This is a genomic window from Microcoleus sp. Pol12B3, assembly GCF_036701355.1.
Classification (GTDB): Bacteria; Cyanobacteriota; Cyanobacteriia; order Cyanobacteriales; family Microcoleaceae; genus Microcoleus.
In genome coordinates, this window is sequence record NZ_JAUBQS010000085.1 from 1 (window position 1) to 19,039 (window position 19,039).

The 19,039-nt window shown below is 47.1% G+C and carries 13 protein-coding genes; 8 read left to right on the forward strand and 5 right to left on the reverse strand.

Going from position 1 to position 19,039, the window contains the following annotated elements:
- Positions 1 to 234: 234 nt before the first annotated feature.
- Positions 235 to 927 (reverse strand): response regulator transcription factor, encoded by a 693-nt coding sequence (locus tag QUA53_RS26300; protein WP_333100653.1) that lies wholly within the window; start codon positions 925 to 927, stop codon positions 235 to 237.
- The gene (locus QUA53_RS26305) at positions 924 to 2,024 is read right to left on the reverse strand and encodes a HAMP domain-containing sensor histidine kinase (protein WP_333100654.1); all 1,101 of its coding nucleotides are present in this window, start codon (positions 2,022 to 2,024) and stop codon (positions 924 to 926) included. The genes QUA53_RS26300 and QUA53_RS26305 overlap by 4 nt, the downstream gene beginning before the upstream one ends.
- A gap of 681 nt (positions 2,025 to 2,705) precedes the next feature.
- On the opposite strand from QUA53_RS26305, the gene kdpA reads away from it, so the two are divergent.
- The 6 genes from kdpA (at position 2,706) to QUA53_RS26335 (ending at position 10,443) form a co-directional block, all read left to right on the forward strand.
- Positions 2,706 to 4,466 carry a potassium-transporting ATPase subunit KdpA gene (gene kdpA, locus QUA53_RS26310; RefSeq protein ID WP_333100656.1) on the forward strand — a complete coding sequence of 587 codons (1,761 nt, stop codon included), beginning with the start codon at positions 2,706 to 2,708 and terminating at the stop codon, positions 4,464 to 4,466.
- A 70-nt stretch (positions 4,467 to 4,536) separates the two neighbouring features.
- Positions 4,537 to 6,630: a potassium-transporting ATPase subunit KdpB gene (gene kdpB / locus QUA53_RS26315; RefSeq protein WP_333100658.1), complete on the forward strand. Its 2,094-nt coding sequence runs from the start codon at positions 4,537 to 4,539 to the stop codon at positions 6,628 to 6,630.
- Between the two features lie 157 nt (positions 6,631 to 6,787).
- Positions 6,788 to 7,057 (forward strand): K(+)-transporting ATPase subunit F, encoded by a 270-nt coding sequence (gene kdpF / locus QUA53_RS26320; protein WP_333100660.1) that lies wholly within the window; start codon positions 6,788 to 6,790, stop codon positions 7,055 to 7,057.
- Between the two features lie 41 nt (positions 7,058 to 7,098).
- Positions 7,099 to 7,728, forward strand: a complete 630-nt coding sequence (gene kdpC, locus QUA53_RS26325; RefSeq protein WP_333100662.1) for a K(+)-transporting ATPase subunit C — start codon at positions 7,099 to 7,101, stop codon at positions 7,726 to 7,728.
- Positions 7,729 to 7,802: 74 nt separating this feature from the next.
- On the forward strand, positions 7,803 to 8,954 hold the full coding sequence (locus tag QUA53_RS26330) for a universal stress protein (protein WP_333100663.1): 1,152 nt from the start codon (positions 7,803 to 7,805) through the stop codon (positions 8,952 to 8,954).
- 220 nt (positions 8,955 to 9,174) lie between these two features.
- Positions 9,175 to 10,443 (forward strand): sodium:proton antiporter, encoded by a 1,269-nt coding sequence (locus QUA53_RS26335; protein WP_333100664.1) that lies wholly within the window; start codon positions 9,175 to 9,177, stop codon positions 10,441 to 10,443.
- A gap of 416 nt (positions 10,444 to 10,859) precedes the next feature.
- Here the strand turns inward: QUA53_RS26335 and QUA53_RS26340 are convergent, their stop codons facing one another.
- From QUA53_RS26340 to QUA53_RS26350, 3 genes are all read right to left on the reverse strand, one after another.
- Positions 10,860 to 14,009: a Calx-beta domain-containing protein gene (locus tag QUA53_RS26340; protein ID WP_333100665.1), complete on the reverse strand. Its 3,150-nt coding sequence runs from the start codon at positions 14,007 to 14,009 to the stop codon at positions 10,860 to 10,862.
- A 335-nt stretch (positions 14,010 to 14,344) separates the two neighbouring features.
- On the reverse strand, positions 14,345 to 15,010 hold the full coding sequence (locus QUA53_RS26345; protein ID WP_333100667.1) for a class I SAM-dependent methyltransferase: 666 nt from the start codon (positions 15,008 to 15,010) through the stop codon (positions 14,345 to 14,347).
- Between the two features lie 6 nt (positions 15,011 to 15,016).
- The gene (locus QUA53_RS26350; protein WP_333100668.1) at positions 15,017 to 15,478 is read right to left on the reverse strand and encodes a cupin domain-containing protein; all 462 of its coding nucleotides are present in this window, start codon (positions 15,476 to 15,478) and stop codon (positions 15,017 to 15,019) included.
- 261 nt (positions 15,479 to 15,739) lie between these two features.
- Between QUA53_RS26350 and QUA53_RS26355 the strand changes: the two genes are divergently transcribed.
- Together QUA53_RS26355 and QUA53_RS26360 are read left to right on the forward strand one after the other, a co-directional pair.
- The gene (locus tag QUA53_RS26355) at positions 15,740 to 17,194 is read left to right on the forward strand and encodes a folate/biopterin family MFS transporter (RefSeq protein WP_333100669.1); all 1,455 of its coding nucleotides are present in this window, start codon (positions 15,740 to 15,742) and stop codon (positions 17,192 to 17,194) included.
- Positions 17,195 to 17,323: 129 nt separating this feature from the next.
- Positions 17,324 to 18,820, forward strand: coding sequence for a carotenoid oxygenase family protein (locus QUA53_RS26360; protein ID WP_333100670.1), 1,497 nt, complete (start codon positions 17,324 to 17,326; stop codon positions 18,818 to 18,820).
- Positions 18,821 to 19,039 lie beyond the last annotated feature (219 nt).

The window sequence follows — 19,039 nt, forward strand, 5'->3', positions numbered from 1 at the left end:
ACAGTTCATAAGCTAAAATTTAAGGTAGGTTAAAAAAATAAAATTATAACACATTTTCCTTGCTATGCAGGACTACCCGACAATAGTACTATCGTATAGTCAGGAGACCAATAAAATTAACAATCAAGACTGATATTAATTTTCAGTGAAGCTGCAACAGATTCATCTTGTAGAGGCGCGTTTAGCAACTAATTCATTTCAAAAACCGACTATTCCAGTACACAAATTGCCTTTTTAAGGTTCGCTCGCTAACAGTTCTTGTGCTACCAATCCTTTCTGAATTGCGAGTACAGCAGCTTGAGTGCGATCGCGCACTTCTAACTTTTGCAAAATCGCGTGGACGTGAACCCGCACAGTCCCCGGAGCAATGTACAATATTTGTGCAATTTCCTGATTGCTTTTGCCGCCCGCAACTAAAGCTAAGATTTCCTGTTCTCGCTTCGTCAGCGGATTTTCCAAAACTTCTGATTTTGACCCAGCTTTCACAGGTTCAGGATTAGCAAAAACCGCCCGAATTTCCGCAGTTGCCGCCTTATCCCACCACGAAGCACCCGCCGCTACCGATCGAATTGCCAAAACCAAAGTTTCCGCCGCAATTCCTTTGAGGCAATATCCCTGAGCACCCGCACCAATCAATCTTTCAATTAAGGATTTTTGCGAATGAGAAGTTAATATTAAAACGGGAATTGCTGGATGTCGCTGTTTAATTTGGCGGCACGCTTCAATACCCCCAATTCCCGGCAAACCGACATCGAGAACTACCACATCTGGCAAGTGTTCCTGAGTCAATTCTACTGCCGTTTCGCCATCTTCTGCCTCGGCAATTACTTGCAAGCAACTTTCTTGCTGCAACCTGGTTTGCAGCCCCAACCGAAACAGTTCGTCGTCTTCAACCAGGAGAATTCGCAACGGATAAGCTGGTTTCATTTCTGTGGGATAGCAGGGAGTCGGAATCCAAATAAAGCACCGTGTGGCAATTTATTTTCTGCCCAAATTATACCGCCGTGGGCGTCAATAATTTGGCGGGATAAGTATAATCCTAATCCCGATCCTTTGGCTTGCCTATCGCTGTGTCCTTGATAAAAACGCTCGAACAAGTGGGGCAGTTCATCGGCGGTAATTCCCAACCCGCTATCGATAACTTTCACCACCTGATAACTCGCATAAGATTCCATAACAATTTCTACTTTTCCACCGCGAGGAGAATGGTTAATGCCGTTTGTTAGCAAATTAGCAAAAACGCGCTGGAGTTGCACCGCATCGCCATTTACCCACAAAGAGCGACGGAAATCAGACTCTCCGTAAGTCATATTAATGTAAACTCGGCGCGCTGCCGATAAATCTATGAGGGTGGCAATTACTTCTTCTGCCAAAGCTACTAAATTTACGGGCGCAAGTTGCAGTTTTAAACCTTCGGCATCATTGCGGTAAACATCCAGCAGCGTTTCTACTAATTGTAGAGACATTTTGTGCGATCGCGCCATTGTTTCGAGAACTTTTTGCTGACTGGCGGTGACATCCCCAAATTTTGCTGACTGAAAAGCTTTAATTGTTTCGATTGCCCCCAGCATCGGCGTTTTTAAGTCGTGACTCAAAGTAGAGACAAAATCTTCTCGGATGCTTGCTAGCTGCTGCTGCGACTGCAACTCAGCTTTAGCGATCGCGATCGTCTCTTGGTACTGCTGGTTGCGATCGCTCAAATATCCCGTCACCCCTAAAGCCATGACTGCGATCGATCTATTTGCGACAGTGGCTAGGGCGATCGCTCCTCCAGGAGGAACAAACAAATTTAACAGCGTCAAAGCTGCCGATACCAGCGTAATTTGCAACTTACCCAACCGACTCAAGCGCGAATTTGCCAATAAAATCGGCCCTGTGTACAAATACCCAAACAGATACTCCGACGGCGTAGTAAATTCCAGCACTACAACGATCGCAAATAAAATTGCGATCGACCACCTTCCCCGCAAATACTTCTCTTGAATTCCCAGGTTTTTTTGGATAATGAATAAACTTTTCAACATTGTCAATCAATCCATTTTATATTTTATATTCCCTGTTTTTTCTCCTTCCATTTTTACCTTTTAGCTTCTAGGTTTAGATTCCAGCACCTTCTATTTTCTGCCTTAAAATGACTGCTTTTATTGACAATTTTTTACCTATTATGGCGCATCCTCATCGCGTTTAGATAATATCTATATCTCAAAGTATAGATATTTAACCGATGTAAATGTTTATCTATTGTGGCAAATATAGAGCGGAAAGCATAAGTTATTCACATAAATTTATACCTGAAAGCTGATTATCCAAATTTCTACCAGTGAGTATAGTGATCCGTAAAAGTAGAGGGCATTTTTTGGCTAACAGAAGTGACAGCTCAACTTTGTATAATCAAAGCGAGTTCAGTTTCATCCAAATTAACAAGAGTTATTGTGGCGCGCTCTTAAATGCTATACAATTGCTCGATCGCCGTCAAAGCACGGAATTAGCAAAAGAAAAATGAGGAATTATCGCCAGCGAAAACCCGCTGGTGGCGTTAATCCCTCTAACTGGGGAGATTGCATCTTAGCAGCATTGAATTCGGCGATCGCCCCCAAACGGAAAGTGACCTGCAAAAAAAGCTCGCCCGGTTTTTGGAACCTCCCACCTAACCGATTTGGCGATCGGCAAAACCCCTTTATCCAAGGATAAAAATTAACTCATTTATGCTGCAAGGATTATTTCAAATCGCCTTAACCCTAATCATTTTAATAGCAATCGCGCCAGTCTTCGGCAACTACATGGCGCGGGTGTACATGGGAGAAAAAACCATTCTCGACCCCGCTATTAAACCCCTCGAAGAAATTATCTATAAAGCCAGCAACATCCGGTCTGTAGATTCCATGACAGGTTGGCAATATGCCCGATCCTTACTCTACAGCAATGCAGCAATGGGCATATTTGTTTATTTAATTTTCATGCTTCAGGGAGTGCTGCCTTTAAATCCCACCAGCTTAAGTGCCCCAACCTGGGATACTGCGCTGCACACAACTATTTCATTCCTGACAAATACCGACCAACAGCATTACTCCGGCGAGACAACATTCAGTTATCTATCCCAGTTAACTCTGGGTTTTTTAATGTTTACCTCAGCCGCCACGGGTTTAGCAGTAGCGATTGCCTTTATCCGGGGATTAACCGGCCGCCCCCTGGGCAACTTTTACATTGATTTAATTCAATCAATCACCCGCATTCTGCTGCCCCTTTCTTTGATAATAGGCTTGTTTTTGCTAATTTCAGGAGTGCCAGAAACCATCGCCGGGCCGGCAGTTGCCCGTACCTTAGAAGGCGGCACGCAAGTAATAGGTCGCGGCCCAGTAGCTCACTTTGAAAGCATCAAACAACTCGGAGAAAATGGCGGCGGATTTTTTGCCATTAACTCGGCTCATCCCTTTGAAAATCCCAGCCCTTTTACCAACCTGCTGGAAACACTAGCAATGGTTTCTATACCAGCAGCTATGATTCACACCTACGGCAGATTTGCCAACAACAAAAAGCAGGGATGGCTGATTTTTTGGATGGTGTTTGCCATCTACGTGGTCTTGATTGGCATTGCAGCGTTTGGCGAGTACGGCGGCAACCCTCTAATTAATAATTTACTGGGCGCGCAACAACCAAATTTAGAAGGCAAAGAAGTTAGATTTGGCTGGGCAGAGACTGCCCTGTGGGCGGTAACTACGACTGGGACAATGTGCGGTGCTGTCAACGGGATGCACGATTCTTTAATGCCTCCCGCTGGTTTTGCTACTCTGTTTAATTTGTTTCTGCAAATCGTTTGGGGCGGACAGGGAACGGGAACGGCTTACTTATTTATTTACTCAATTTTGAGCGTATTTCTCACGGGATTGATGGTGGGGAGAACGCCGGAATTTTTGGGACGCAAAATAGAAAAACGGGAAATTGTTTTAGCCAGCGTTGTTTTATTAATTCACCCGATCGCAGTTTTAATCCCCGGTGCAATTACCCTCGCCTTTACCGACAGTTTGACCGGCATCAGCAACCCGAGATTTCACGGCATTTCCCAGGTGATGTACGAATACGCTTCTGCGGCGGCTAACAACGGTTCTGGTTTTGAAGGATTGGCTGACTCTCAACCCGCGCCAACAGCACTTTGGTGGAATTTAAGCACCTGTTTTAGCCTGCTGTTGGGGCGCTACGTTCCAATTATTGCCATGCTGCTTTTAGCTGACAGCATGACGAACAAACAACTTGTTCCCGAAACAACGGGTACTCTCAGAACCGATTCAGTTTTGTTCACCAGCGTCACCGCAGGAGTAATCATAATTCTGGGCGCCCTGACATTTTTCCCAGTTTTGGCTTTAGGGCCAATTGCCGAAGGATATGAAATTAGCAGCGGCAAGTTTGAACCTGCATCGATAACTGCACCCACAACACCTTTAACAACACCAACTCATCCACCTCTGTAGCAAAAAATTATCAACCTCACTCTTCTATTTCTCTGTGTTCTCTGTGGTTCATTAAAAATCCCCAATCGATATGGCTTCTTCCAATACCCCTGATTCCCCAAAAAAACCTGCTAGAGGATCTCGCGAGTCTCGCAAGCACACGCCGAAAGCAAATACAAAAGGCCTTTATCAAAGAGCTTTTAAACAAGCTTTTGTCAAGCTAAACCCGCAGGTGATGCTGAAAAATCCGGTGATGTTTGTGGTGTGGGTTGGCACAATTGTGACTGCATTATTAACGATCGACCCGACTTTTTTTGGCCCGGTTGCAGGCGAAAATCAGAGAGTTTTCAATGGTTTAGTCACGTTTATTTTATTCTTTACTTTGGTATTTGCTAATTTTGCCGAAGCGATAGCAGAAGGGCGCGGGAAAGCGCAAGCAGATGCCCTGCGATCGACCAAAGCCGACACAACAGCCCGCAAACTTCTACCAGACGGTTCAATTCAAGAAGTTAGTTCGACATCCCTGAGGCGCGGCGACCAAATTAAAGTGATCGCAGGCGATGTCATTCCCGCCGACGGGGAAGTGATTGCAGGTGTCGCGTCGGTGGATGAATCTGCGATCACTGGCGAATCCGCACCGGTGCTCAAGGAACCGGGTTCGGACATCGCCAGTTCCGTCACCGGTGGGACGCGCATCCTTTCCGACGAACTGACGCTGCGGGTGATGGCCGATCCGGGTAAGGGGTTTTTGGACAGGATGATCGCGCTGGTGGAGGGGGCAGAAAGGTCGAAAACGCCGAACGAGATCGCGCTGACGGTGCTGCTGGCGGTGCTGACGCTGGTGTTTTTGATTGTGGTTTCGACGATTCCGCCCGTGGGAAATTACGTGAAAACCCCTGTGGGCGTGGTGACGCTGATTTCGCTGCTGGTGGCGCTGATTCCAACAACCATTGGAGGTTTGCTGAGCGCGATCGGCATTGCGGGCATGGATCGCGTCGCTCAGTTTAACGTGATAGCGACCTCTGGACGCGCCGTGGAGGCTTGCGGCGACGTGAATACGCTGATTTTGGACAAAACGGGGACGATCACGCTGGGGAACCGTTTAGCCGAGGAGTTCATTCCGGTAAACGGTCACTCGCTGGAGGAGGTTGCGAATGTAGCCCTTGCTGCTAGCCTGTTTGACGATACTCCAGAGGGAAAGTCGATCGTCCGTTTGGCTCACAATTTGGGCGCACAGGTGGATTTCGATCGCACCAACGCCACGGGGCTTGATTTTTCAGCAAAAACGCGGATGTCTGGCACGGATTTGCCCGACGGGACCGAGGTTCGCAAGGGTGCGGTGGACGCGGTGAAGGGTTTTGTGCGATCGCGCGGCGGCAATGGGGAACCGGATCTCGATGCAGCTTACGAGCGAGTTTCGCGCTTGGGAGGCACGCCCTTAGCTGTTTGTCAAGGCAGCGACACCTACGGCATTATCTATTTAAAAGATGTTATCAAACCGGGAATTCGCGATCGGTTTGACCAACTGCGAAAAATGGGCATCCGCACAATAATGCTCACCGGAGATAACCGAATTACAGCATCAGTAATTGCCGACGAAGCAGGCGTTGACGACTTCATTGCCGAAGCAACTCCCGAAGACAAAATCGAAGTAATTCGCAAGCAACAAGCCGAGGGCAAATTAGTAGCAATGACAGGAGACGGAACCAACGACGCACCCGCACTAGCCCAGGCAAACGTAGGACTCGCGATGAATTCGGGAACCCAAGCCGCGAAAGAAGCTGCAAACATGGTGGACTTAGATTCTGACCCTACCAAACTAATTGACTTAGTGACAATTGGCAAACAATTGCTGATTACTCGCGGCGCGCTGACCACATTTTCCCTAGCCAACGATATCGCAAAATATTTTGCAATTATTCCCGCCATGTTTGCCCCCGTAGGCGCATTAAACGTCATGGGTTTAGCCAGCGGTCAATCGGCGGTTTTGTCGGCATTAGTTTACAATGCTTTGATTATTCCCGCTTTAATTCCCTTAGCATTAACCGGGGTAAAATTTCGACCGCTGACTGCAAATCAACTGTTGCAGCGGAACATTTTAATCTACGGGTTGGGAGGAGCAGTCGCGCCGTTTATTGCTATCAAAGTTATTGATATTTTGATTGCCTCCGTTGGGCTAGCATAGATTGGTAAAGCACAACACGAATTTTGACACGGATACACGGATTAATCTCGTTGCCCGGCTCTGCCGGGGAACGCATATCCAGAGGCTCTGCCTCGATTTTCCTAACATAATTATCCAATACAAAGACAGATATTTATTCCCCAAACAAGGAGAATTTATGAAACGGAATGATTTGCTGAATGATATTTTTCCCAGACATTTCCAAGAAATTATTGAGTTATCGCAAATGCTTTGGCAGCGCCACCCAATCCCGGTGCAGCTATTTCTAGTAATGTGTTTCAATGCGATAATTGCCCCCGCTGTTTACGCGGCGGCGGGTGAAGATTTGACCCGAAAAGCTGTGTGGGGTTTAAGTCTCTTGGGTTTGGTGATTATCGCCCTTTCTATTTACTTGTTTGTAGTCATTTTTCAGCCGGAAAGATTTTAGTCAATAATTCACCCTTAGCAAATAACCGAGCCAGGTAATTTATGAGAGAAATAATTAAAGCCATTCGCCTTACCGTGGTTTTGTGGGGAATTACAGCCATTATTTACCCTTTAATCTTGCTAGTAATCGGTCAAATTGCCTTCAACTCCCAGGCAAACGGTAGCTTAATTACCAAGCAAGGAATTATAGTCGGTTCGTCGTTAATTGGCCAACCTTTCTCCTCAGAAAGATATTTTTGGGGTCGTCCTAGCACCACAAATTACAGCAGCTTTGCGACAGAAAATTACGATCCGACGAAGGGAGAAAATTTTAGTCAAAGAACAGGGGTTTCGGGAGCTAGCAACCTTGCCCCCAGTAACTCGGAGTTGCTGAAGCGAGGCAATGAAAAAGATGGTTTTCAGGGGGTGCAAGTTGAATTAGATCGCCTCAACAAAGCTGGTATCAAACCAACTGCTGATTTAGTCTACACCTCTGGTTCTAGCCTCGATCCGCACATTAGCATAGAGGCAGCTCGATCGCAAATTCAGCGGATAGCAACAGTGCGATCGCTCAATCTCAATCAAGTAGAAATGTTGGTAGCCAAAAATACAGATGGCAGATTTCTCGGAATTTTCGGCGAACCGGGAGTTAACGTCCTCAAACTGAATTTGGCTCTCGACGGTTTACAATAGTTTACAACAGTCGGCAGTCATCGGTCATAAACTGACTGATGACTGGAGATTGACTAACTACCCACTACTTAGCTATGATTCACTCTAGCGAAATTACCAACAATCCAGACGCGGTTTACGCCCAACCAAACCGCACTTACGATCGCACCCCCCGCCGGGGAAAGCACAAAATATTTATCGGCATGGCCCCCGGTGTCGGCAAAACTTTCCGAATGCTGGAAGAAGGGCACAGGCTCAAATCTGAAGGCATTGATGTGGTAATTGGACTGTTAGAAACTCACGGGCGAAAAGAGACAGCAGCTAAAGGCGAGGGACTAGAAATAGTGCCAAAAAAACCAATGCTGCGCGGCGAAAAAATGCTCACCGAAATGGATACGGATGCTGTGATAGAACGCCGTCCTCAATTAGCATTAATAGACGAACTAGCTCATACAAATATTCCGGGTTCTCTGCGAGAAAAAAGATATCAAGATGTCGAAGAAATTCTCAAAGCGGGGATTGATGTTTTCTCCACCCTCAACATTCAGCACATAGAAAGTCTCAACGATTTAGTAGCTCGAATTACCGGAGTTGTAGTCCGAGAGCGAGTGCCCGATCGCGTCCTCGAAGATGCTGACGAAATAGTCGTTGTCGATGTCACGCCGGAAACTTTAGAAGAGAGGTTGCTAGAAGGTAAAATTTATGCTCCAGAAAAAATTGAACAATCTTTAGAAAATTTTTTCCAGCGCCGTCATTTAATTGCTTTGCGAGAACTCGCCCTGCGAGAAGTCGCAGACAATGTGGAAGACGATGCAGCAACTTTAAAAGGCCAATCTTGCAACATTCACGAACGAGTTTTAGTGTGCATCTCGACTTATCCGAATTCCTTGCAACTGCTGCGGCGGGGCGCGAGGATTGCTAGTTATATGAATGCCCCATTTTATGCTGTGTTTGTCAACGATCCAGACCGATTTTTAACAAAAGCAGAAAGCTTGCACGTTGAAACTTGTGAGAAACTCTGTCAAGAATTTAAGGGGCAATTTTTGCGGGTAAACGGCACTAATATAGCCAAAGCGATTTCGGAGGTAGCTAAACAGTACCGCATTACTCAAATTGTGATCGGCGAAAGCCAGCAATCCCGCTGGAAGTTGTTGCTGCGGGGTTCTTTGACTCAACAGTTAGTGCGATCGCTCAAACACGTAGATTTGCACATCATCGCTACCGAAAAAAGTGGTCTTTCTAATTAGTCATTAGTCTTCAGTCAGTAGTCATTAGTTATTAGTCAGATGAATGCAGTAAACAATTCCGGGCGATTGTAAGTCACGGACTTTACGGGCCCCAAAGACCAAGCCCGCTGCCACAGCCTAAAAGTATAAAAAATTTGGTATAACAACTGCAACTTTCGGAGGATAGCTGAATCTAGCGGGCGGTGGATGCGTCAGAAGGTTTTATCTGTCAGAATCGCACTTGTTCAACCTGATTAAAAGTGCGATCGCTATGGTGGATGATTACATTCTCAACTTGCTAGTTATTGGCATCCTCCTGCTTACCGTTACCTTGGGTTCCGGATGGATTTCGCGATTGCCTCTATCTTATGCCTTAATTTATCTAATTGTCGGTATCGGATTGGGACCCTACGGCGTGAAGCTGATTGACTTGCGTCCCGAAGCTCAATTTTTAGAAAGACTCACAGAATTGGTAGTTATTGTTTCTTTGTTCAGTTGTGGCTTAAAAATGAATCGTCCGCTGCAATTTTGGGCTTGGAATTCCACAGTACGGCTGATCGGTTTTTTAATGCCAATTTCTATTTTTGCAGTGGCCGCGATCGGTCATTGGTTTGTGAAATTAGATTGGGGTCCGGCGATTTTACTCGGAGCAATTCTCGCTCCCACCGATCCAGTTTTAGCCTCAGAAGTTCAGTTAGCTGATATAGACGATCGCGATGAATTGCGCTTTGGTTTAACATCGGAAGGCGGTTTGAACGATGCTTTAGCTTTTCCCTTTGTTTATTTCGGCATTTATTCGCTAAAAGATAACAACTGGTCGAACTGGTTTTCGCAGTGGGTAGCAGTTGACTTGATTTGGGCGATCGCCGCAGGTATCGTTATGGGAATTTTAGTAGCTAAAGCCGTCACCTGGATCGATCGCCAACTCCAACGCTATCGACCGGCCGATCAATTAATGGAAGATTTCATTGCTCTCAGCACAATTCTGCTCACCTATTCCCTCACAGAAGTAGTCAACGGCTACGGATTTCTCGCAGTTTTTGTAGCAGGAATTGTCGTGCAGCGGAGTTACCGCAACCCAGAAAAACCGCTTTCCCAAATGCACTTTACCGAGCGCATTGAAAAGTTAATGGAAGTAGCAACTATTTTACTATTAGGTTCGCTTTTGCGGCTAGAACCTATGTTGGCATATGGAAAATACTCGCTCTTAGTAGCTGGATTGTTGATTTTTTTAATCCGACCTCTGGGAGCTTGGATCAGTACGCTCGGCAGTCCTTTGCATCCCGCCAACCGCTGGCTTTACGGTTGGTTCGGCATTCGTGGAGTCGGTTCTATATATTACCTTACCTATGCTTTCGCTAAGGGTTTGGAAGGCGAAATCGCCGAAAGAATTGCCTGGATTACCTTTTCAACAATTATAATTTCTGTGGTTTTGCACGGCATTACTTCCACCCCATTAATGAACTGGTACGAGCGCCGAATCAAACCTAAAGTACCGGATTTAATTTAATTCATAGTCCTATAGCAATCCTAAATCATTTGTGAATTTCTTACTCCCTCCCCGAACTCGCGGGGAGGGTTGGGGTGGGGTAAAAAATTTACGACTCCTGCAAGGATTGCTATAGACTTTGAGTTCTTCAATTCCCAGTGATATCATTTCCGGTCGAGCGACCGGGATTTTTGTAGGGACTCCCCTCACCAACAATACCTGCCAACAATCTCCCATCTCAAAAACCCGCCCCGACCGGGATATTATGGTTAATCGATCGGACATGATATGAGATGATTGAGAGTCACGCACCCTACTAAATCTTAATTCTCGATCGCCCCCAAAGCGCACAGCGTTGCTTTCTGTGCCTGAGTTATTCCCTCACTCTTAAGTTGACAGCTCTCGGCATTGCCACGCATCCTACAGGCGTTAACGGATCAGAGGAGACTCTCGAAAGCGCCGATGTCAATAATTCCCCCGCTAACGCGATTAAAAGGAGAGATACCCCGCTGGTCGTAGAAGGGAGGACCGATAAAAGGTCCAGACGTTAAAACAAAAGCTGGGTCGCCACCATTAATAGCGGGACTACCCGGTTGCAGTGCCAGAGTCTGAGTCGGGCCGCCGTTATTTGTCAGGGGGTTTAGTAGGGGGTCAATAGGTGCAGCAGCAGTGCCAACTAGATCGCCGACTGCAGTAAAACCAGTGCTGCCAGTACCGTCGCCAATTAAGTTGTAGCCACCGCTAGCGAAGCTGCCGGAAACGTCAGGGTCAGTGGCGGCAGTGTTGAGAGCGATGATAGTATTTTTGACATTCACCGTGCCGCCGTTCCATATACCACCGCCACTTGCAGGGGAAGAGAACAAGGGAAATACTGGCGCCTTGTTGGAGGGGTTTACTTTGTTGCCGGAGATAGTGCTGTTTGTCAGCGTTACCGTGCCAGCTTTGTTATAGATGCCAGCACCCCTGCTACCTGCGTTGGTTGTTTCGTTTCCAGAGAGAGTGCTGTTTGTCACCTCTACTGTGCCGTTATCGTTATAAATGCCACCACCAAACAAACCTACATCAAAAAAACCACCCACTGTGTTACCAGAAAGAGTGCTGTTCGTCACTTTGACTGTGCCACCCTCACCGTTATAAATGCCGCCACCACTGCCACCGCCGGCATCGTTGCCAGAAAGAGTGCTGTTTGTCACCTCCACAGTACCGCCTTGGTTAGAGATGGCAGCACCATTTACTGATGCCGGGAACCCTAGGGTAATACGCACTCCATAGTTGCCAGAGAAAGTGCTGTTGGCTATTTTGACTGCGCCTGAGCCCTTGTTAGAGATGCCACCGCCATTGCTAGCCCTGTTGCCTGAGAAAGTGCCGTTCGTCACATTTACTGTGCCGCTATTGTTTGAGATGCCACCGCCTGTGGCTGAAGAGGAAAAGGCAACGTTGTTGGAGAAAGTGCCGTTAATCACATTGACTGTGCCACCGTCATTATAGATACCGGCGCCGTCCTCAAGTGTAAAACCATCGGCGATCGTGAATCCGTCAAAAGTCGCACTGACTCCACTGTTTACCTTGAAAATCCGGTAAAATCCGCCCGTATCCCGCCGCACTGTCAGGTTGCTAGAACCCGTGGTATTAGTAATAGTGACATCGCCGCTAATGTCAGGCAATACTCCTGTGAGATTGATTGTCTGCGGCCCGGCTGGCAGATTGAAAGTAATAGTATCATTCCCAGCTATAGCGTTAGCATTCAGCAGTGCTTGTCGAAACGAACCTTCTGCCAGACTGTAGTCTGTCAGGCTGTCATTGCTATTGACAACTACGGTATCATTGGCTGCGATCGCGACAGTAGTATTGTTTTGGTTAGCATCAATTTGGTAATTCCCATCTGCTAGTTTCAGCTTCAGTGTCTCCTGTGCCTCAGCTTGGATATCATCGACAGCGGTGAGGCTGACATCTACAAAATTTTGTCCATCCGGGATGGTGACACTGACATTTGAACTGTTGACAGAAGCGCCGCCACCGCTGAAGGTGTAGTCGCTAGGTTTAGTTGGATTGGTGCTAGTACCGTCTATTGCTAGGCTGACTGTTAAGTTGCCGCGACTCTCACCAGTGCGACTGATGCGAAAAGTGGCTGGATTGTTGCCTGTTTCTGCTGCTGCCTCATCTATAGCAGCGATGCTGACCGTTGGCAAAATGTCATCGTTAATAATAGTGAAGGTAGCAGTTTGCTGACTTCCTAAAATTCCCCTGCCTACAGGATTAACTAATTTCAAATTAATCTGTTCATCTGGTTCGACAATCGTATCTCCCACAATGGGAATTGATACTGTTTTGGAGGATTCGCCGCTGGCAAAGTTGATAGTAACTGGCAGATTGTTAATGTAGTCTTCGGTAACAGTAGCTGTGGAAGGTGTATCTAGTTCCACTTGGACGCTGACTGCCCCCTCGCTGCTGCCAGTGCGTTGAACTGTGGCGACAACTTGATTGGGACTGCCACTGTTGCCCTCGTTAGCACTGTAGCTAGAGGTGCTGAATGCTAAGATACTGGGGATTGATATGTCATCGTTAATAATAGTTAAGGTAGCAGTTTGCTGACTTCCTAAAGTTACCCTACCTACAGGATTAACCAATTTCACTTTAATCTGTTCGTCTGGTTCTACAAAGGTATCTCCCACAATGGGAATTGATAGAGTTTTGGAGTTTTCGCCGCTGGCAAAGTTGATAGTAACTGGCAGATTGTTAATGTAGTCTTCGGTAACAGTAGCGGTGGAAGGTGTATCTAGTTCCACTTGAACGCTGACTGCCCCCTCGCTGCTGCCAGTGCGTTGAACTGTGGCGACAACTTGATTGGGACTGCCACTGTTGCCCTCGTCGGCCCTGTAGCTAGAGGTGCTGAATTCTAAGATACTGGGGGTTGATGTTGAGGTAACTGGAGCGAGTGAGGTGGTGAAATTGGCTGCTGTGATACTACTGCTGTTAATACCTTTTAAAATAGCGATATCTTCGCCTGTCACGTTATCTCGAACGATTGTATCTCTGGCAAAATCGCCTGTTCCTTGAGAGATATTCAAGTCTTGAAATTGCAAGCCTCCATCGAGTCCTATTAAGTCTGTACCCACGCTAAAGTCGGCAATCAAGTCAGCATTGGCAAGAGTAGAACTGCCGGTATTAACAGAATTATTTTGTACTCTGCCGATAACAAAAAGGTCGTCACCATCGCCACCGCTTAAGGTATCGGCACCGCTATCTCCAAATAGGACATCATTGCCTTCATTTCCAGATAGCAAATCATTTTCTTTGCCGCCGCGCACAAAATCGTTTCCCTCCCCTCCTTCGAGGGTATCATTACCGTTATCGCCAAACACCCAATCCTCATTTTCGTCGCCTTGAACCTTGTCACTATCTTTGCCGCCGTAGAGGGTATCCTTGGCTTGGTTGCCCAAGATGTAGTCATTACCTTGGTTGCCAAAGATCTGATCGTCCCCTTCTGCGCCAAACAAACTATCATCGCCTTGTTTGCCCGAGAGCGAGTTACTTCCAGGAAAGCCAATTAAAACATCGTTGTTGGGGGTACCTTCAAGTGTAGCCATTCTTTTTGATAGATGGTAAGTGATGGTAGTTGCTCTAGCCCGGAGCTCGGGGGTTAGGCGAAGCAATCGCGATTTCCATTGCGCGTAGTGCGATATTGCAAATTAGAATCTATGACGCTGCCAATTTTATTAAGTTTCGCAGTTGGGCTGCCCAGAGGAAGTGCGTAGGCTTTGCAATCTACTACTGTTTTGTTTAGCAATTAAACTGGTTTTACCCAGGCCGCGTCAAGGTGCGATCGATCGGCTTTATGTCATCCTATCGGTAACAAAACTTATTGTCTCGCGCTGTTGAAAAAAATCCGAGGGAGCTTGCGACTGCAACGAAATTTCAAGCGTTAGGGAGCATTCTTCACCACGTTGACAGGGCTGACTGGTTTCACCCCAACTAATAAAGCAAGTTCCCGCCACTTCCAATAACAGTCTGCATCTGTAAAACCAATTTCTCTAAACCAGCGCAATTGCGTTTCCACATCCAGCAATTTATTAGACGGATCATCTGGATCGTTGCTAATACCGATCGCCTCTCGAAATTTCTCGTGTAAAGCCGGAGTTGCGGACGCTACGTGCTCCAAATTACAAAAAATGCCTCCGGGCTCCAAAAGCTCGAAAATCTCCGCGTAAAGCGAACGTTTGCGATCGTCTGCTACATGATGAATCGCAAAACTAGAAACAACCGCACCAAATTTGCCCAAATCCGGTAGCGCTTCATCAAAATTGTGCTCGATTACCGTGACATTTTTGTCATCAGCAAAGCGAATTCTGGCTTTTTCCAGCATTGTCGGCGAAAAGTCGATCGCCACAGATTCAACATTTGGTCGATCGCACTTAAGCAGACCCAGCAACCGCCCGTCTCCCGTGCCCACATCCAGAATTCGCTTAACATTTTTCGGCACTTCCTCCAACAAAACCGCTTCACCTTCAGTACGGTGAGGAATTCCATCAGCTTTAGCAAGATACCACAAAGCGTGTTCCGCTGAAGTCCAAAGATTCACTTGACTCATAAATTTTCAACTCTCATAAACCTCGCCATTTTTGCGAGTAAAAATCCAACTATTCCCGTTAGCTTTCGCAATTAGATCGTCATCGGGATATTCGGCACTATCTCCCAAAGTTCGATCGCCAATTTCGAGATAAACAACATCTGCATTCGAGCGGTTAACTAAATGATGCCCATCTGCATCCCCCGCCCGAAAACCCGCTGCCATACCCGGTTTCAGCACTTGCTCTCCCGAATTTGTAATCAGAGTAACTTCCCCTTCCAGAACATAGATTAACTCATCTTGACGAGTGTGCCAATGCCTCAGAGCAGAACAACTTCCCGGCGCAAGTCTCACCAAATTCACCCCAAAATTCTGCAACCGGGCAGCATCGCCCAAGCGTTTTTTAACTCTCCCCGCAACAGCAGATTGGAATTGCTGAGGGTACTTAGAACCCGTAATTTCCGGCACATTTTTAGGATCAATAATCATATAACAAAGCTGACCGCAGTTGTGAGTTTTTTCTTCTTTCTCTTGCTTGGCGTCCTAGGGTTTACGCGCGGCTTCGCCTAACGCGCCTTCGCGGTTCGTTTTTCGGTTTTTATTATTACAAAACACGCTTAAATTCAAGATAAATACAATTTTATAGCACTTACCAGATCCCCGCCACTCTCGCCTCCCACCTCCGACAGTTCCCCCAACTCATTAAGAATGTGTTATAAATATTGAGATTCATTAAGAAATATTGCTCAAATGCTCGTTTCCCCCTCCGGCGTCAGCAAACTCAAAGAATCTTTAAAAGAAAAAGTATTCTTTGGGAATGAGCCAACCCCCGAACTCATAGCCATCTTACTGATTTACTTCGTCCAAGGCATTCTTGGACTAGCCCGCTTAGCCGTCAGCTTCTTTCTCAAAGACGAACTCGGCATGAGTCCGGCAGAAGTCTCGGCAATGCTGGGCGTCGTCGCCCTGCCTTGGATTATCAAACCCGTCTTCGGCTTCATGTCGGACGGTTTGCCGATATTCGGCTACCGCAGACGCCCTTACATCGTCCTCTCCGGGCTGCTGGGAACCTTAGCATGGGTGAGCCTCGCAACAATTGTACACACACCGCTTGCAGCTACAGGCGCGATCGCCCTGAGTTCCCTCTCCCTCGCCGTCAGCGACGTAATTGCCGACTCCCTGGTAGTCGAAAGGGCCAGAAAAGAATCCGTTACAGACGCCGGTTCCCTGCAATCCTTGTCTTGGGGCGCTTCAGCCCTCGGCGGACTAATTACCGCCTACCTCAGCGGTTCCCTGCTGCAACACTTCAGCACCCACACAATATTTTTAATCACCGCATCTTTCCCGCTAATTGTATCAGCAACAGCTTGGTTAATTGCCGAAGAAAAAACAAACAAAAGAACCGACTTTGAAACTGTCAAAGACCAACTAAAACAACTGCAGCAAGCTGTTACCCAAAAAACAATTTGGTTGCCCACAGCCTTTCTTTTCCTCTGGCAAGCCACCCCAAGCTCAGACTCGGCTTTCTTCTTTTTCACCACTAACGAATTAGGCTTTCAACCAGAATTTCTCGGACGAGTGCGCCTCGTTACCAGCATTGCCGCCCTCGCAGGCATCTGGCTGTTTCAACGCTTCCTCAAAACAGTTCCATTTCGAGTAATTTTTGGCTGGTCAACGGTCATTGCGGCTGCTTTGGGCATGACTACTTTATTATTAGTAACTCATGCCAACCGAGCTTTAGGAATTGACGATCAATGGTTCAGCATCGGAGACAGCCTGATTCTGACAGTAATCGGACAAATTGCTTATATGCCGGTGCTGGTACTCTCCGCCCGGTTGTGTCCCAGAGGCGTCGAAGCAACTTTATTTGCGCTGCTGATGTCAATCACAAATTTAGCAGGACTTTTGTCTCACGAAGGTGGCGCACTTTTGACCCACTTACTAAGAATTACCGATCGCAATTTCGATAACCTCTGGCTGCTAATTGTCATCACAAACCTGTCCACACTTCTGCCACTACCGTTCTTAAATTGGTTGCCCGCCGATAGTACAGAAAGCGGCGATCCAAACAATCAAAAGTCTCTTCCCGTATTAGAACCAGAAATGGGCAGTTCCAAACCAGGTGGACAGCATTTTATGCCCGAATACTTTCCCGACTTAGTACCAACAGTAAGGTCACAAAGTCGCACCGCAGACAGCAAATAAAGGCAGGCACGCACAGATTTTGACACGGATACACAGATGAATTTAACTGTGTTTCCCAAGTCTCCCATTTTCCTTCTCTCTGCGCCCTCTGTTCTCTCTGCGGTTAAAAAATTCGCTCCCCTAACATTAATGCAAAACTTACAGCTTTCCAAACCTCAAACAGCCGCCCCAAACTCATCATACGATCGCACAGACTGGCAGCGCGGCTACGAATCTCAACCCAACGAATCGGACTACTGGATTGACGACATAGAAGGCGAAATCCCAGCCGGCTTGCAAGGCACATTCTTTCGCAACGGGCCCGGATTATTGGATATCAACGGCCAACCCATCCACCACCCGTTTGACGGTGACGGGATGGTTTGTGCGATCGCAATATCCGAAGGCCGCGCCCATTTCCGCAACCGATTCGTCCGCACAGAAGGCTATCTCGCCGAACAAGAAGCCGGAAAAATTCTCCACCGAGGCGTTTTCGGCACGCAGAAACCGGGCGGCTGGCTAGCCAACATCTTTGATGTCAAAATCAAAAACATTGCCAACACCAACATCATTTATTGGGGCGACAAACTGCTAGCGCTTTGGGAAGCCGCAGCACCCTACAGACTCGACCCCCGCACCTTAGAAACACTCGGCTTAGACACCCTAGACGGCATTTTACAACCCGGTGAAGCCTTCGCCGCCCACCCCAGAATAGAAAAAGGGAAAAATGGCAAAGGAGACAGATTAGTAAACTTTTCTGTCAAGCCCGGTTTGTCGAGTACCATCACGATTTACGAACTCGACGAAAGCGGCAAACTTTTGCAGCGTCACGCCCATGCAATACCGGGTTTTGCCTTCCTGCACGACATGGTAATTACCCCGAATTACTGTATATTCTTCCAAAATCCCGTCTCATTTAATCCTCTACCATTCGTGTTAGGATTGCGGAGTGCCTCCCAGTGCATTCAATTTTCGCCAAACAAGCCAACGCAAGCAATTTTAATTCCCCGCAACGGCACTGACGAGGTAAAGATATTAGAAACGGAACCTTGTTTTGTCTTCCACCACTGCAACGCATGGGAAGAAGGAGACGAAGTTTTTGTTGATTCAGTTTGCTACGAATCATTTCCCACTGTAGAGGCGGACGGCGATTTTCGCGAGATTGATTTTGACAGCGTTCCAGCGGGCGAATTGTGGCGGTTTAAGTTAAATTTGCAAGACCAAACCGTTCAGCATCAAGTTGTTGAAACTAGGTGCTGCGAGTTTCCAACTTTGCATCCCAATAATGTCGGACAACCTTACCGATATCTTTACATCGGTGCTGCTGATGCTCCCACGGGAAATGCTCCTTTGCAAGCTATCCTCAAAATGGATTTCGTGACTGGTGAAAGGCAAATTTGGAGTGCGGCACCACGCGGTTTTGCGGGGGAACCGGTGTTTGTTCTCCGTCCCGATGCTGTTGCTGAGGATGACGGCTGGCTGCTGCTTTTAATGTATGATGCAGCTCATCATCGATCGACCTTAGTGATTTTAGATGCTCGCGACATCACCAAAGGGCCCCTAGCGCGCTTGCATTTAAAACAGCACATTCCCTACGGTTTGCACGGAAGTTTCACACCAAATGTACTCCTTCCTATCGGTTCGTAGTGGCCCGTTGATTCGCCTGGTTCTTGCGCCGATGAGCGCCACAGCTCGCCGGGGGTTGAAAACCCCCGGCTCACAGCGAAAGTCCTCTAAAATAGGACTAAAACCAACATTTATTATCGATCGAGTTTCTTTAGTCGGTTTCAACTGAGATCTTGCACCATTCTCAATTAGCCCTTGCATTTGGTGCCAAAATGTGAAAAAAAGGACGTATAAACAATG

Coding starts and splice junctions, on each gene's coding strand:
- QUA53_RS26300 (WP_333100653.1), bottom strand. CDS start 927: ATGAAACCAGCTTATCCGTTGCGAATTCTCCTGGTTGAAGACGACGAA.
- QUA53_RS26305 (WP_333100654.1), bottom strand. CDS start 2,024: ATGTTGAAAAGTTTATTCATTATCCAAAAAAACCTGGGAATTCAAGAG.
- kdpA (WP_333100656.1), top strand. CDS start 2,706: ATGCTGCAAGGATTATTTCAAATCGCCTTAACCCTAATCATTTTAATA.
- kdpB (WP_333100658.1), top strand. CDS start 4,537: ATGGCTTCTTCCAATACCCCTGATTCCCCAAAAAAACCTGCTAGAGGA.
- kdpF (WP_333100660.1), top strand. CDS start 6,788: ATGAAACGGAATGATTTGCTGAATGATATTTTTCCCAGACATTTCCAA.
- kdpC (WP_333100662.1), top strand. CDS start 7,099: ATGAGAGAAATAATTAAAGCCATTCGCCTTACCGTGGTTTTGTGGGGA.
- QUA53_RS26330 (WP_333100663.1), top strand. CDS start 7,803: ATGATTCACTCTAGCGAAATTACCAACAATCCAGACGCGGTTTACGCC.
- QUA53_RS26340 (WP_333100665.1), bottom strand. CDS start 14,009: ATGGCTACACTTGAAGGTACCCCCAACAACGATGTTTTAATTGGCTTT.
- QUA53_RS26345 (WP_333100667.1), bottom strand. CDS start 15,010: ATGAGTCAAGTGAATCTTTGGACTTCAGCGGAACACGCTTTGTGGTAT.
- QUA53_RS26350 (WP_333100668.1), bottom strand. CDS start 15,478: ATGATTATTGATCCTAAAAATGTGCCGGAAATTACGGGTTCTAAGTAC.
- QUA53_RS26355 (WP_333100669.1), top strand. CDS start 15,740: ATGCTCGTTTCCCCCTCCGGCGTCAGCAAACTCAAAGAATCTTTAAAA.
- QUA53_RS26360 (WP_333100670.1), top strand. CDS start 17,324: ATGCAAAACTTACAGCTTTCCAAACCTCAAACAGCCGCCCCAAACTCA.